General features: G+C 42.6%; 15 protein-coding genes and 1 tRNA gene. 9 read left to right on the top strand and 7 right to left on the bottom strand.

Annotation, left to right across the window (positions count from 1 at the left end):
- The first annotated feature begins 37 nt into the window (after positions 1–37).
- Positions 38–111 (top strand) — tRNA-Val (locus tag B5D40_RS00350).
- A gap of 186 nt (positions 112–297) precedes the next feature.
- Here B5D40_RS00350 and B5D40_RS00345 read toward each other — a convergent pair.
- Together B5D40_RS00345 and B5D40_RS00340 are read right to left on the bottom strand one after the other, a co-directional pair.
- Positions 298–1,020, bottom strand: a complete 723-nt coding sequence (locus tag B5D40_RS00345) for an alpha/beta fold hydrolase (protein ID WP_158222149.1) — start codon at positions 1,018–1,020, stop codon at positions 298–300.
- Positions 1,021–1,204: 184 nt separating this feature from the next.
- On the bottom strand, positions 1,205–2,080 hold the full coding sequence (locus B5D40_RS00340; protein ID WP_078775336.1) for a substrate-binding domain-containing protein: 876 nt from the start codon (positions 2,078–2,080) through the stop codon (positions 1,205–1,207).
- Positions 2,081–2,291: 211 nt separating this feature from the next.
- On the opposite strand from B5D40_RS00340, the gene B5D40_RS00335 reads away from it, so the two are divergent.
- Genes B5D40_RS00335 through phoU form a run of 5 tightly spaced genes read left to right on the top strand, consistent with a single transcriptional unit; the run spans position 2,292 to position 6,389 of the window.
- Complete coding sequence (locus tag B5D40_RS00335) at positions 2,292–3,302, top strand: hypothetical protein (RefSeq protein ID WP_078775275.1); 1,011 nt, start codon at positions 2,292–2,294, stop codon at positions 3,300–3,302.
- A gap of 43 nt (positions 3,303–3,345) precedes the next feature.
- Positions 3,346–4,179, top strand: a complete 834-nt coding sequence (gene pstC / locus B5D40_RS00330) for a phosphate ABC transporter permease subunit PstC (protein WP_233134294.1) — start codon at positions 3,346–3,348, stop codon at positions 4,177–4,179.
- On the top strand, positions 4,176–4,985 hold the full coding sequence (gene pstA, locus B5D40_RS00325; RefSeq protein WP_078775273.1) for a phosphate ABC transporter permease PstA: 810 nt from the start codon (positions 4,176–4,178) through the stop codon (positions 4,983–4,985). The genes pstC and pstA overlap by 4 nt, the downstream gene beginning before the upstream one ends.
- Before the next feature lies 1 nt (position 4,986).
- Positions 4,987–5,742 (top strand): phosphate ABC transporter ATP-binding protein PstB, encoded by a 756-nt coding sequence (gene pstB / locus B5D40_RS00320; protein WP_073301793.1) that lies wholly within the window; start codon positions 4,987–4,989, stop codon positions 5,740–5,742.
- Positions 5,742–6,389, top strand: a complete 648-nt coding sequence (gene phoU, locus B5D40_RS00315; RefSeq protein WP_073301794.1) for a phosphate signaling complex protein PhoU — start codon at positions 5,742–5,744, stop codon at positions 6,387–6,389. The genes pstB and phoU overlap by 1 nt, the downstream gene beginning before the upstream one ends.
- A 10-nt stretch (positions 6,390–6,399) precedes the next feature.
- Here the strand turns inward: phoU and B5D40_RS00310 are convergent, their stop codons facing one another.
- Complete coding sequence (locus B5D40_RS00310; RefSeq protein ID WP_233134293.1) at positions 6,400–7,314, bottom strand: LysR family transcriptional regulator; 915 nt, start codon at positions 7,312–7,314, stop codon at positions 6,400–6,402.
- 82 nt (positions 7,315–7,396) lie between these two features.
- Between B5D40_RS00310 and B5D40_RS00305 the strand changes: the two genes are divergently transcribed.
- Positions 7,397–9,118 (top strand): putative transporter, encoded by a 1,722-nt coding sequence (locus B5D40_RS00305; RefSeq protein WP_233134292.1) that lies wholly within the window; start codon positions 7,397–7,399, stop codon positions 9,116–9,118.
- On the opposite strand, the gene B5D40_RS00300 is transcribed toward B5D40_RS00305, so the two are convergent.
- The 3 genes from B5D40_RS00300 to B5D40_RS00290 all read right to left on the bottom strand — a co-directional run bounded on the left by B5D40_RS00300 (position 9,115) and on the right by B5D40_RS00290 (position 11,416).
- On the bottom strand, positions 9,115–9,750 hold the full coding sequence (locus B5D40_RS00300; RefSeq protein ID WP_078775272.1) for a sugar O-acetyltransferase: 636 nt from the start codon (positions 9,748–9,750) through the stop codon (positions 9,115–9,117). The genes B5D40_RS00305 and B5D40_RS00300 overlap by 4 nt on opposite strands.
- 36 nt (positions 9,751–9,786) lie before the next feature.
- Positions 9,787–10,533 (bottom strand): exodeoxyribonuclease III, encoded by a 747-nt coding sequence (locus tag B5D40_RS00295; protein ID WP_078775271.1) that lies wholly within the window; start codon positions 10,531–10,533, stop codon positions 9,787–9,789.
- Positions 10,534–10,993: 460 nt separating this feature from the next.
- Positions 10,994–11,416 (bottom strand): very short patch repair endonuclease, encoded by a 423-nt coding sequence (locus B5D40_RS00290; protein ID WP_078775270.1) that lies wholly within the window; start codon positions 11,414–11,416, stop codon positions 10,994–10,996.
- An 85-nt stretch (positions 11,417–11,501) separates the two neighbouring features.
- On the opposite strand from B5D40_RS00290, the gene B5D40_RS00285 reads away from it, so the two are divergent.
- Both B5D40_RS00285 and B5D40_RS00280 read left to right on the top strand, forming a co-directional pair.
- Positions 11,502–12,449, top strand: a complete 948-nt coding sequence (locus tag B5D40_RS00285; protein WP_078775269.1) for a TerC family protein — start codon at positions 11,502–11,504, stop codon at positions 12,447–12,449.
- A gap of 42 nt (positions 12,450–12,491) precedes the next feature.
- Positions 12,492–13,877 (top strand): TrpB-like pyridoxal phosphate-dependent enzyme, encoded by a 1,386-nt coding sequence (locus tag B5D40_RS00280; RefSeq protein WP_078775268.1) that lies wholly within the window; start codon positions 12,492–12,494, stop codon positions 13,875–13,877.
- Between the two features lie 92 nt (positions 13,878–13,969).
- Here B5D40_RS00280 and B5D40_RS00275 read toward each other — a convergent pair whose 3' ends face one another.
- Positions 13,970–15,028 carry a serine hydrolase domain-containing protein gene (locus tag B5D40_RS00275; protein WP_078775267.1) on the bottom strand — a complete coding sequence of 353 codons (1,059 nt, stop codon included), beginning with the start codon at positions 15,026–15,028 and terminating at the stop codon, positions 13,970–13,972.
- Positions 15,029–15,063 lie beyond the last annotated feature (35 nt).

The following is a 15,063-nucleotide window of genomic DNA, read 5'->3' as shown; positions in this document are numbered from 1 at the left end:
ATTTTCTCATAACCTTTCTAATTTGGGGGCATCAAACGGTCGATTAGCTCAGTTGGTTAGAGCGCTACCTTGACATGGTAGAGGTCACAGATTCGAGTTCTGTATCGACCACTGTTGAAATCCAGTCTCAAAAGATTCTGGATTTTTTTGCTTTTAAACGAATTTCGGGGTTTTGTTTTCTTTAGGTCATAAATGGACGGTCGAAAGCTATAAACTTAAATCGATTCCTGTTGAAAAAAGCGCAGCATTCTTTCTTTATAATCCGGAATTTCATCGGGAGCAGCGTGACCACCGTCTTCATAAACATAAAACTCGCACGATTTTTTTCAATGATTTTAATTTGTTTGCAATTTTAAGAGAGGCTTCCAAACTCAAAACGCCATCCTGGCCTGCGCCTATGACCAATACGGGACATTGAATTTTTTCCAATTCGTCGTAAGTATTCACCTCGTTGCAAGCTTTGGCGCAAATGAAAAATCGGGCAAGTTCTTCGGTCGAAATTTTCCTATAAAGAGCGAGCAAAGCTCGGCGATATCGCTCTACAAATTTTTTAGAAAAAGCATCGTCAATAAATCGGTTCACCAGCCCCGAAGAATCACCGGCTTTCGCTAAACGCATCCATTCGCCAATGACTTTTAACTGTAGCGGCTCTGGGCGAGAAGACGTTGAACCCAAAACCATTTTGTGAACTAAATTCGGATAGCGAATAGCCAAATCCTGCGCAATCATGCCGCCTTGAGAAAAGCCAAAGATGTCCGCATTTGAAATGCCTAAATTTTTCATGGCTTCTGCAATATCATCGGCCATTTCCTTTAAGGAATAACCGGGTGAAATCATTTTTCGGCGATCAAAAAGATATATGGTATATTCTTCCGCAAAAATTTTATAAGATTCGGCAACTATCGCTGCCGACTTCAAAATGTTCTTTATAGAAAGTCCTGGAATGATGATGAAAAATTTTTTTCCAACGCCAAAACGCGCGTATTCCATTTCGCCATTATAGAGGCTAGCTGTTTCCATTTTGATTTCCATAAAATTAAAATAGTCTTTTTTTTTGATCTTGACCAGAAAATGGGAATGATACGCAAGCCAACTAGGCTTTCTTGCCCTTCAAAAAGCATATTCCCTTTTCATTTAAAATGCGGTTCCAAATAAAAAAGCCTTGCTCAAGGCAAAGCTGTCCGAACATTTCATTCTTGTTCGATTATTTCACATTCCAGTTGCGAATAAGTCCTGTATAGATTTGACGCAGGGTTTCTTTGTTCAAATTGTCCTGAGGATTTTTAGAATTGACGATCACGGCAATGCCGTCCCTGGCGATTGTCAAACAGTTCAAGACATCCTTTTCACTGGATTTGAGATCGCGGCTCGCCATGCCGATATCGCAAGTTCCTTCTTTGGCGGCCAGCATTCCCGACGAGGAATCATTCGTTTGGATTTCAATTTCTACCCCCGGATTTTTTTGGAGATAACCTTCTTTCAGTTTTTCCATTACCGGAGAAACGCTAGAAGAACCGGCTATCACAATTTTTCCTTTCAGATTCTTGCTTTCATAAACTTTTCCTTCCACCACGCTTACATAGCCGTTCGCATCCACAATACTCTGGCCATCTGCGCTCATAATAAAGTCTAGGAAATCCTGGGCTATTTCGCTGATTTGCGATTTGGTTGCTACATTAAACGGTCTAGCGATCGGATAAGTCCCCCGTTTAACGTTTAATTTGTCCGGAGAAACACCGTCGATTTTCAACGCTTTGACGGAGTTGTTCATTGAACCCAGGGAAATATATCCTATCGCGTATTCATTTCCCGCAACTGTAGAAATCACTCCTTGTGTTCCATCAATCGTAAGAGCCTCTACCGTCGTATTGTCTTTCTTTTTTCCATTTTGTTTTACAAGGATGCCGACCAGCTCCGTAAACGCATCGCGTGTTCCCGAGCCGGCTTCTCGCGTGATGACCGTGATTTCCCTGTTCGTGTCAAACGAAAGCTTTTTAGAATTAGAATCGTCGCGGCAGGCTGCTATAATCGCCAAAACGACAATTCCCGCTATTGCTGAAACGAATGTTAGTTTGTTCATATTGAACTCCTTTTGGTTGATTGTTTTTAAGACATTCATAAGTTAGCTGGGCTTCGTAAAAAGCAATAAAAGGTTTGTGTAAAAAGCGGGTAAAATAAAAGTTTTCAAAATAGACTTTTCTCCAATTTTACAATTTGGGCCCAATAGTCTTTACATTCGACATCTACATTCAAAGCGTCATTCAATCGGGCTTGGCCCAAAGGAGAAAAAAATGACATTTCTTAAAAATCACGGTTCTTTCGGTTTCGCTCTTCTTGTTGCTTGCAGCATGACTTATGCCGCAGACGAAGGATTTGACCTGACCGGAAACATTCAAACCCAAGCGACGAAAGCCGTTTACGATAACGACAAGGAAAACAATTTAGACGGATTCTGGTTTCGGGCAAACATTGGCGGTAATTATAAATCCGAAGACTTCGACGCCAAAGTTACCATTCGCATGTATGCGCCCAATTTCAACAACGGTTCCGACAGATACCAAGCGGACACCTACTACGGAAATTACAAGTGGAACGATTGGGGATTGAATTTAAAACTCGGACATTGGAAAACGGATACCGAAAACGGTGGCAATTTCGGTGCTTATTTGGACAAAAGTATTTCCAAGCGGGGATTCCTTTCCCGCGACTATTCGCATGACGCTTTGGAAGTCGGCTTCAAAAAAGGCATTTCGCAGCTCAACGTGATGCTCGCCACCGAAGACGGCTATTTCAACCAAGGTTATTTACGTGTAACCGAAGATGTCAAAATCAATGAGAATTTGAATTTAGGCGTCGGTTATCGCGCCAATGTAATAGACCCCATTCAGTATTCGGCGATTGTTACGCATCGCGCCAATCTCCGGGCCAATGTGAAGATGGCAAAGAACCTGTCCCTTTATGGAGAAGCTGCCCTGATTATCACCGGAGAGGATGAGGACGTAAACAAGGAATCGATTGACGCGGGCTTGGCGGTTTCTCCGGATTACGCGCAGGATACAAAATACTTCCCCGTTTACGCCGGAATAGAAATTCCCACCGCAGGAATTTTAGACAAGGCTTTTGTTGAAGTGGAATATGTCAATAGCCGTGATGAACTGAACGCCGATGCGGATGATTGGGCGTGGGCGGCGGGAATTGTGAAAAAGCTCGGTTCGAGAACGAAGGCACAAGTCTCCGTTTATAGCGAAAATGAATTGAGCGATGTTGCTTTCTCTGCGCGAATTACAACAACTATCAAATAGCTTTATGTTTCGATTGAATCTAAATCAGTTCAAAGAAAAAACGATGTCGGGAGTATTCTTGCTTTCGGCATTTGCCAGCATTTTCTTTGTTCTTCTTATTTGCGTTTTTCTTTTTGCAAACGGTATTCCCGCTATGCAGAAAATCGGATTTTTCCAGTTTCTTTTTGGGAAAATCTGGGCTCCGACAGATGAACCCGCTCTATACGGCATTTTTCCGATGATTTTAGGAAGTTTGTATGTAACTTTAGGTGCTTTAGTCATCGGTATTTCCGTCGGGATTCTTTCTGCAGTGTATCTGGCTAGATTCTGCCCTGTCCAATTACACAAAAGATTGAAACCGGCGGTGGATTTGTTGGCGGGAATTCCCTCTGTCGTTTACGGTTTTTTCGGGTTGGTCGTCATTGTTCCATTTGTCCGGACGTATTTTGGCGGTAGCGGAGCGAGTATTCTTGCAGCGTCCTTTTTGTTGGGGATGATGATTCTTCCCACAATCATTTCCGTATCGGAAGCGACAATTCGAGCTGTTCCAAATAGTTATTATGAAGGAGCTCTTGCTCTAGGGGCAACGCACGAAAGAAGCGTATTCTTCGCTGTCCTTCCCGCCGCAAAATCCGGGATTACCGCCGCTATCGTACTTGGTTTTGGACGAGCCATCGGGGAAACCATGGCCGTAATTCTCGTTGCAGGAAATCAGGCGAGAATGCCGAACGGAATTTTGAACGGAGTGCGAACTCTTACGGCGAACATCGTCCTCGAAATGGGATACGCGACCGATTTGCATCGAGAAGCGCTCATTGCAACGGGAGTCGTCCTATTTGCCTTCATTCTCATCATCAATCTAATTTTTTCCGTTCTCAAAAGACGAGGGCACGTATGACCAGCAAAATTTTACGATATGCCGTAAAAATATCGATGACAATTACCGTCGTGTCCATGGCATTTCTTGTCATCTATGTTTTGGTAAGTGGCATTCCATACTTGAAACTGTCCCTTTTCGCATTGGAATACAATTCCGAAAACGTCTCCATTCTTCCCTCCATTTTCAATACATTGATCCTTGTATTTGGTGCGATACTGGTCGCGGGACCTTTGGGAATTTTTGCGGCGATATACCTAGTTGAATACGCCCGTCGGGGAAACAAAATCGTTTCACTTGTGCGCTTGACGGCAGAAACGCTTTCCGGGATTCCGTCCATTGTTTACGGACTTTTCGGAATGCTCTTTTTTGTGACGTCTATCCGCTTGGGCTATTCGCTTTTGTCCGGCATTTTCACTGTTTCCATCATGATTTTGCCTCTTATTCTGCGAACCACTGAAGAAGCCCTCCTCGCTGTTCCCGACAGCTATCGAGAAGGTGCATTCGGTTTAGGCGCAGGAAAATTGCGTACGGTCAGTACGATCATTCTTCCCGCGGCGATTCCCGGCATTTTGTCCGGAATCATTTTGGCAGTCGGTCGGGTAATCGGAGAAACGGCAGCCCTCATTTACACGGCAGGAACCGTTGCCGATTTTCCCAAGGGCATTTTTTCCTCAGGCAGATCGCTCGCTGTTCACATGTATGAACTTTCACGCGAAGGTTTGCACACAGGAGAAGCTTATGCGACAGCGGTGATTCTCATCTTAGTCGTTCTTATTATCAATTGGATTTCAAACAAATTAGCGAATAAAATCAAGAAGGCTTAATATGGAATTGAATAAAATCACAATTCAAGAAATGGACCTGTTCTATGGAAATTTTCACGCGATTAAAAGCGTCAATTTGAATATTCCCGCCAATAAAATCACCGCTTTTATCGGACCGTCTGGATGCGGGAAAAGCACTCTTCTCAAATCGTTAAACCGCATGAATGATCTTGTGGAAAACTGTAAAATCACAGGTACGATCGAATTGGACGGAAAAAACATCTACAAAGATTTCAACGTCAATCTTTTGCGAAAAAAAGTCGGTATGGTTTTCCAAAAACCAAATCCTTTTCCCATGAGTGTCTATGACAATATTGCTTTCGGTCCGAGAACTCACGGCATCCGGAATCGTATTAAACTAGACGAAATCGTAGAAAAATCCTTACAGGGCGCAGGTGTTTGGGATGAGTTGAAAGACAGACTGACTAAAAGCGCGTTAGGTCTTTCCGGTGGGCAACAGCAACGACTCTGCATCGCAAGAGCGCTTGCTATCTCTCCAGACGTTCTTTTAATGGACGAACCAACCAGTGCTCTAGATCCCATATCTACAGGAAAAATCGAAGATTTGGTTTTAGAACTGAAAAGTAAATACACAATTGTTATGGTAACTCACAATATGCAACAAGCCACTCGCGTTTCGGATTTCACCGCATTTTTCCTTTTGGGAGAAATCATAGAAATCGGAGAAACGGAGCAACTTTTCTCCATGCCCAAGAATAAAAAAACCGAAGATTACATTACCGGGAGGTTCGGATAATGAGAAATCGTTTTACATCTCAACTCGAAGCTTTGAACGACGGCATTATAGAGATGGGGGCCCTTGTAGAAGAAGCTTTTGCCGAAGCGACAGAAGCACTTCTCTATTTTAACAAGGAACAAGCGCAACGGAATATCGACAACGACAAAGACATCGATCAAAAGATGAAAGATATCGAAACTCTGTGTCTGCGTCTGCTCTTAAGCCAGCAGCCCGTCGCTCGCGATCTCCGACTGATATCCGCGTCACTTAAAATGGTTAGCGATTTGGAAAGAATTGGCGATCAATGCGCCAATATTTCTGAAATCGTCCTGACTCTCGCCCAAAAAAGTACCAATCCCGCCCCCATTCCTGTAATCCCCATTATGTCGACGAATATCTCGCGCATGATATCTCAAGGAATCGATGCTTTTGTCCGAAAAGATCTCCCTTTGGCCAAGCGTGTCTGTGATATGGACAACATAATCGACAACGCGTTTATCGAAGCCAAAAAGACTCTTGTCGAATCTATCCGTTCCAATTCGGCAGAGGCGGATAATGTAATCGATTCTTTCATGATTGCCAAATATCTAGAGCGCATTGGCGACCATGCTGTCAATGTTGCCAAATGGGTGGTTTTTGCTGAAACAGGGTCGCGGGAAGTTTAATGTTTCGAAATCATCGGATTTTCCGATGACGGCGATGATCTATGTAGTGCGTAAGGAAACGGTAAAACGTTTCCGTTTTGCTATTGTCCTGCTTATTCCGCCGCAAAGAAACAACAATATCTCTTTTAAAATCCGCATCCGTAATTTCTAATAAGTGAATTTTTTTGTGGTCCATTTTTCCCCAAGAAATTTCAGGCCAAAAGCCAACGCCGATTCCTGCTGCAATCGCTTCTTTCACCGCCAAAACATTGTCACTTTCAAAAGTAAGGCGCGCCTTAAATCCTATACTTGCACAAAGTTCGTTGCATATTTTCCGATACTGTTTTGAACCGTAAAGTCCAATAAAATTTTCTTTGATGTCAAATAGAGAAATTCGATCTAATTTTTTATAATCCGACATGCTGGGGACTGCTAAAAAAATTTGTTCCGAAGTGACAAAGGTCTCATCGCTTTCCGTGTTATCCAATTCCGGTTTGTACGTCGCATAAGTTCGGACGCAAATGTCGAACATTTTTGTTTCTTCATTTTGAATCAAGTCTATGTTCAGTTCATAGTTATTTTGTTTGTAATCAATGACCGCTTGCGTTATCAATGTTGAAGCCGCCAAAACATTTAATTTTACATTATAATTTTGCTTGTCCGCGCTATCTCGCAGCAATTGTGGCAATGCCATCAACTCTTCATAGATAGGTCGCAATTTTTCATAAAAAAAACGACCATTTTCTGTTAATTTGATGTTGCGTCCCTGATTTTTAAACAAGGGAATTCCTAATTCATCTTCCAATTTGTGGATGGACTGTGTTAAAGCCGGTTGAACAATGAACAGATTTTTTGCGCTTTGAGTTACATGTTCCGTTCTGGCAACTTCCAAAAAATATTTCAACTGCGTCAGTTCCATGTTTATATTATAGCTTTTTTCACACATAAATTCAAATAATTAAATCTTTTAGAACTTATCATTTTTTTTTATGGATTCGATACTTGAAAACTATTAGTCAAAGAAAAAGATGAAAACTATCTTTTGCACAAAATCCACCCTTTTTTATTGGATTGAAAAAATTATGCAATGGCTGCTCGATCTTTTTACGAAACCTTCTGTCGCCGAACAAATTGTCGCCCTTTCCATTACGGCGGCACTGGGTTTGATGCTCGGCAAAATCAAGATAAAAGGAATTAGCCTAGGAGGTGCTGGCGCATTATTCGTCGGCATTCTGCTGGGGCATTGCGGCCTTCGGATGGATCCGAACGTTCTTCATTTTATTCAGGAATTTGGTTTAATCCTTTTTGTTTATACCATAGGAATGCAGGTAGGGCCGGGATTTGTCGATTCCATTCGCAGACACGGACTCATTTTAAATATTCTTTCTTCGTCAATTGTTTTTCTTGGCGTAGTGGTTACCCTTTGCATTTATTTTTTCACGGATTTGCACAATAACGTTCCTGTACTTATCGGGATGCTTTGTGGTGCCGTTACGAACACGCCGTCTCTTGGAGCGGCTAATTCCGCGCTGACTGCAGCTGGCGTAGATTCTTCTTTAACAGGCGTTGGTTATGCAGTCGCGTATCCATTTGGTGTTATTGGCATTATTTTGGTTATGATTTTAATTCGCGTATTCTTTAAACAAAATCCCGCGCAGTCTGCCGATGAATACGCCAAAGAAATTGCCGCCACTCGTTCGGAAATCGTTTCTACTAGTCTTTTAGTGGAAAATAAAAATCTTTTCAACATTCCCTTGAAAGAAATTCCCGGATTGATTTCAAGCGGTGTTGTCATTACCCGTCTTTTGCGCGGAGAAAGCGTATTTACTCCTAACGGTAAAACCATTATTCAGGATGGCGATAAAGTGCATATCGTCGGTTTGCCAGATGCGGTGCATTCTATGGAAAAAGTTATCGGTTCTAAACTTGCGCATCCGATTACTCAAATGGATTCAAAGCTTGCTACAAAAAGCATTTTGGTAACGAATAAAAAAATGCTCGGAAAAACGATTGGTTCCTTAAATTTTCCAGAACGTTATGGAGTGACTGTCAGCAGAGTTGTTCGCGGGGATTTCAAATTCACGGGACGTTTGGATTTGCGCCTCAAATTTGCTGACAAATTATTGGTTGTCGGCCCTAATGATGGTATAGACGCTGTCGCCAAGGAATTGGGAGATTCCTTGAAAGCTTTAGAGCATCCTGAAATTCTTCCTGCTTTTTTAGGAATTTTTATCGGTGTCATCGTCGGCTCGATTCCCGTCGCCATTCCTGGAATGCCGATGCCATTAAAACTCGGCCTAGCTGGAGGCCCTTTAATCGTTGCCATTCTTCTTTCTCGTAAACGCAAAATCGGTCCGCTGAATTTTTTTATGGCCGCGAGCGCCAATCTCATGTTGCGCGAATTGGGCATCACCCTTTTTCTTGCCTGCGTCGGATTGAATGCGGGAATCCGTTTCTTTGATGTGCTTTTACACGGCGATGGCTTTTACTTTATGGGGCTAGCCGCGCTGATTACATTTATTCCGCTGATTATCGTCGGCATTGTCGGGAAATTGGTGTTCAAAGTGAATTACTTAAGCCTTTGCGGAATGATTGCGGGTTCCATGACGGATCCTCCTGCTCTCGCTTTTGCTAACGGGCTTTCTAACTCCGAAGCGACCAATGTGGCTTATGCGTCTGTCTATCCACTAACCATGCTTTTGCGCATTGTCAGTGCTCAGATTCTAGCCATTTTGCTGCTGAGTGTTTAATCTTCTTTTTTCAGAATCCGCTGAATATTTTCCAGCGATTCTTGATCGAACATTCTTTTTTTGAAATAGTATTTTCGGTCTTCGTCGGTGATTTTTCGAATGACTTTGCATGGATTTCCCGCTGCAATGCAATCCTCCGGAATGTCTTTTGTCACAACGCTGCCCGCTCCCACAACGACATTGCTGCCGATAGAAACTCCAGGGCAAACGACAACGTTTCCGCCGAGCCAAACATTATCGCCAATCGTAATCGACACTCCATATTCGTAGCCGGTATTTCGCATGTCAGGGTGAATCGGATGTCCTGCTGTATAAAGCGAAACGTTCGGACCAAATAAACAATTGTCGCCGATGTGAACTTCAGCTACATCTAAAATGGTGCAATTATAATTGGCGTAAAAATTTTTTCCTACATGAATGTGAAAGCCATAATCGCAATGAAACGGCGGATTGATGATGCCGTTTTCGCAAGTTCCTAACAATTCCGCGGTTGCCGACTTGAGCGCGTTAAAATCCGAAGCATCCATTGCATTCAATTTTTGAACAAGTCGGCGTGTTTTTGCCATTTCAGCAAAGCAATCTTTATCGGCAATATATGGAATGCCCAAATCGCGTCTTTCTGTATTTTTCATACAAATGAATCCCTTTTCAAACGTTTCCCGCGGAATTTAAAATTCTAAACCTACAGGGCAATGGTCGCTGCCAAAAACATCATCGTAAATGCAAGAGCTTTTGACCAGCGGGAAAAAATCTTTGGAGACTATGAAATAATCCAATCGCCAACCAGCATTGTTTTCTCGGGAACGCCCAAAATAACTCCACCAGCTATATTGCACTTTATCCGGATTCAACGCCCGGAATGTATCTACAAAACCACTGTTTAAAAGCTCGCTGAATTTGGATCGTTCCTCATCCGTAAAGCCGGCATGGCCTCGATTCGCCCTCGCATTGCAAATGTCTATTTCATTATGTGCAACATTCAGGTCTCCACACAAAATCACCGGCTTCTTTTTTTCTAGTCGATGCAAATACGCACGAAAGGAATCTTCAAAATACATTCTTGAATTTAAACGGCTCAAGTCCCGTTTCGCATTGGGAACGTATGTCGTAACAAGATAAAACTTGTCATATTCCGCGGTGATACTTCGCCCTTCATCATCATATTCGGCTTCACCGTAACCATACTGAATGTCCAGCGGTTCCGTTTTACTGAAAATCATCGTTCCTGAATAGCCTTTGCGCTTTGCTGGATATAGATATTCATAGTATCCTTCCGGGTGAAAATCGATTTGATGCGCTTCCGCTTTCACCTCTTGTAGGCAAAACATATCTGCTTGAATCTGGTTGAAAAAATCTGGCAGCCCTTTTTTGATGCACGCCCGAATCCCGGCTACATTCCAAGATGCAATTTTCATATTTTGGCTCCTTGATGTTCAAGGCATTTTGAAGTTAGAGATGGCCTATCTTGAATAATAGAAATTTTCTTTCAAATTCTTTCTGGTATAAGTTCAGAGTGCCGGCAGAATTCAGATTATCCTGTAAATTCGTGAATGGCGACAGGAAGGTCTAGCATTTCAAAGCCTGACCGAGAGAACAGAAGGAATCTCTGCCTAAAGAATAGGCCCCCTGTTTTTGTGCGGAATCCGCATCTTTCAAGGAGCGTAGTAAGGCTTTCTTGAAGCAAGCTAGTGATTCGTGGGCATAGGAGAATCCAAAATTCCCCATTGCAAAGCGTGGCGGGGGATTGGGAGAGGGGAAAAGGGACGAGCGTCTCGCAGTCTGCGAGAAAATTCCCTTTTGAAAAGAAGTTTGTTTTTTGAAAAAATTGATTGCGAGTATTTGGCAGTGAATTGTATGTGATTCCTATAATTTTACCTATATCTCCACAAATTCCTCATCGCTGCGAATAAAATCGATGAGTCGTTCTAGAACCCGTTCTCCATTTTGTTTCAAGGAACATTCCCAGATGACGGCAACCCGAAAACCCAGTAGAGAAAGTTTCTGCAAAACCTTTACGTCCCGAGCCATGTTATTGTCAAATTTATTATTCCAAAAATCGGAATTAGATTTAGGACGATTTGTAAAGCGACAACCGTGCTGATGCCAAAAACATCCATTCACCAGAACAACCACTCCAAATTTAAGCACGAATAGATCTGGCGTTCCGGGCAAATTTCGACAATGCAAACGATACCTCAGCCCGGCACTAAACAGAGCGCGACGCACAACCATTTCGGGAGTCGTGTTTTCACTGCGAACAGCCTGCATTATTTGCTTTCTATTTTTTCGATGACGCATAATTCAAAAATAAATTCAGAAGTTGCTGTGCATAAAATGCAACGCATTTTTGTATTTTAAAAACGTCCTTTTTCTTTGGTAGTTTATGCTTTCTTTTTGGTTTATCTTTCTCGCCTTTGTCGCTCTGCTTTTAGCTCTTGACTTGGGAGTTTTTCATAAAAAAGACCACAAAATTGGGGTTTCCGAAGCTCTTGTCTGGACTTTCGTCTGGATAATTCTTTCTCTCCTGTTCGGCATCGCTATTTACTTTTTGTACGAAAAGGGTCACGTTCAGCATATCGACGGAATGGTAAGCGGTTCGGAAGCTGTTTTGGAATATTTGTCCGGCTACGTCATCGAAAAATCTCTTTCCCTTGACAATATATTTGTGATTGCCGCCATATTCTCTTATTTCAAAATCCCGGACAAATTCCAGCATCGGGTTTTATTTTGGGGAATCATCGGAGCGATCCTTCTTCGCGGTGCGTTTATTCTTGCAGGTTCTGCGCTGATTCAGCATTTCAACTGGATAATGTATCTGTTCGGTGCCCTCCTTCTTTATAGCGCATTCAAAATGCTTTTCGCCAACAATTCCGAAGAACAGGATTTGAGTAAAAATAAAATTGTCATCTGGGCAAAGAAAATTTTCCCCATGACAACCGAGATTCAAGACCATTCTTTTTTCATTCGGGACGGGGGAAAACTTCTGGCCACCCCGCTGTTTTTAGCACTTCTGGTTGTTGAAATTTCGGATGTCCTTTTTGCCGTTGATTCCATTCCCGCTATTTTCGGAGTAACTCTAGATCCATTTATCGTATTTTCCTCCAATATCATGGCTATTCTCGGCTTGCGTTCCCTCTATTTCGCTTTGGCGGCCATCTTAGGGAAATTCGAGAAACTGAAATATGCCATCGTTTTTATTTTGGCGTTCGTGGGTGTAAAAATGTTGATTGTACAATTTTGTCATATTCCCTCCGCCATCAGTTTAGCAGTTATTCTGCTTTCGCTAGCTTTCGGCATTGCAGCAAGCCTTTTGTCCAAGAAATCTCCATAAGATTTTTTATTTTTATGCCGTTCATATTTTTAGGAGACTGCTATGAGCGCTCAAGAAATTCCATACAAGATTTATCTTTCCGAAAAAGAGATTCCCCAAGCGTGGTACAACGTCCGCGCTGATATGAAAAATAAACCTGCGCCACTTTTGAATCCGGGAACGCATCAGCCGCTTCAATTCGAAGAATTGCGTCCTGTTTTTTGCGATGAATTGATAAAGCAGGAACTGAACGATACCGACCCGTGGATTCCCATTCCAGAAGAAATCCGCAATTTTTATAAAATGTTCCGTCCGTCGCCCTTGATTCGTGCATACTGCCTAGAAAAAAAATTAAAAACGCCGGCTAAAATTTATTACAAGTTCGAAGGCAACAACACCAGCGGAAGCCATAAATTGAATTCCGCCATCGCCCAGGCCTATTATGCCAAAATGCAAGGTTTGAAAGGCGTTACGACGGAAACCGGAGCCGGTCAATGGGGCACGGCTCTTTCTATGGCTTGCGCTTACTTTGGAATCGACTGCCGCGTCTATATGGTGAAATGCTCCTACGAGCAAAAGCCCTTCCGCCGTGAAGTCATGCGTACTTACGGCGCAAATGTGACTCCGTCGCCATCCATGACGACAGAAATCGGAAAAAAGATCAATGCGGAATATCCCGGCACGACGGGAAGCCTTGGCTGCGCCATTTCCGAAGCCGTTGAAGCGGCGACCAAATTAGATGGATATCGCTACGTTCTTGGTTCTGTACTTTCTCAAGTTCTTTTGCACCAGACAGTCATTGGTCTTGAAGCAAAAACTGCCTTGGATAAATACGGAGTTTCGCCCGATATCATTATCGGCTGTGCTGGCGGCGGTTCCAATTTGGGCGGTTTGGTTTCTTCGTTCCTCGGAGAAAAAATCCGCGGCGAAAAGGATTATCGGATTATCGCTGTAGAACCCGCATCTTGTCCGAGTTTGACTCGAGGCGTTTTTGCTTACGACTTCTGCGATACGGGCCATGTTTGCCCACTCGCTAAAATGTACACTCTCGGTTCTGAATTTATGCCGTCGGCGAATCATGCAGGAGGCCTTCGTTATCACGGCATGAGTTCCATCCTTTCTCAGGCTTATCATGATGGTCTGATGGAAGCTTGCTCTGTTGAACAGACGGCCGTTTTCAATGCTGCGGAAGAATTTGCTCGGGTGGAAGGAATTTTGCCCGCGCCGGAATCCAGTCATGCGATTCGTGTCGCTATCGATGAAGCGTTGAAATGTAAAGAAACGGGAGAATCTAAAACCATTCTCTTTGGCTTGACAGGAACAGGCTATTTTGATATGAAAGCCTACGAGGCCTACAATAATGGCACAATGTCCGATTATATTCCGACAGATGCCGATTTGCAAAAGAGCATCGATTTAATTCCTCGCTTTCCTGGAAATCTGATGTAATTTTTAGAGGTGGCCTTTAGAAAAAATGGTTGCTATCCGTCGGGAAACCGACGGATTTTTCTTTTGCGGCACTTTGAAATTTTCAGTAAAAATCAAAAAGAAGATTTCTTCTCCAAAAAGAACCATTCCGAAAGACGTGCGCGAAATGCGTTAATTCTCTCCGCTGAATTTTCTCTTTTGGGGTAAGTAAAATTGCTCAATAATATAACAGCGCTTTTTCTTTCCGCATCTGCGACAATGCTTGTTCCTGTAAATCCCGTTTTCCCAAAACGATGTGGCCCATGCGCCATTCCCATAAATTTTTCAGAATCCAATTCCCAACCGAGAGCCGTACATTCGCCTGGCACCCGGCCCGCCAAGGCGTTTGTAGAAACCAATTTCAAAATTCCAGAAGCAATAATTCGTTTTCCATGATATTCTCCATCGTTCAATATCATTTGCACAAATCGGAGCAAATCTGGAACTGTCGAAAACATTCCCGCGCTTCCTACAGGAAAAAGCGACTGTAAAGCAAAGGCACTTTCATCGTGAATTTCGCCTTGAAGTTTTCGTTTTCGCCACGGGCATTCTTCTGTAGCCACAATTTCTTCTTTTGAAAATTTTTTCAAAGGATTCCAACCCGATCGACTCATGCCCAGCGGTTTGAAAAATTCGTCTTCCGCCAATTGCGATAATTTTTTCCCAGTTAATCGCATTAAAAGAATTCCCAATAAAATGCTTGCCGGATTGCCGTAATTAAAAATAGTTCCCGGCTTTTTATCAAATGGATAAGAATAAAGAAATTCCAAAATTTGTTTTGGAGGCAAGTCTTTTAAAGAACTCATCCGAACTCGATAATCTAAGCTATGAGTCAGCAAATGCCATAGACGAATTTCATTTCGATAATTTGTTTGTAATTCTGGAATGAAATCGGCGACTTTCATCTCCAAATCTAATTCGCCTTCCAAAATTCGTTTGAGTGCAAGAGTTGATGTGGGACACACTTTTGTCACCGAAGCTAAATCAAAAATGGCATTTTCCGTTGTCCCATAAGCGCGAATCATCTGTGTTCCATCAATAGAAATAAAACCGACAACCGCTTTTGAAAAAATACCACTTCGAATGGCATCTTGAAATAAAGAATCTAAAGAGTTATCCAATGCAGAGCTCATAAAAATAAAATAGATTTTCTTCCAAACGATTTTTG

This window comes from Fibrobacter intestinalis, from assembly GCF_900167415.1.
Lineage (GTDB): Bacteria > Fibrobacterota > Fibrobacteria > Fibrobacterales > Fibrobacteraceae > Hallerella > Hallerella intestinalis.
Note: the sequence above shows the minus strand (reverse complement) of the source record. Positions and strands in the feature narration are given on the sequence as shown.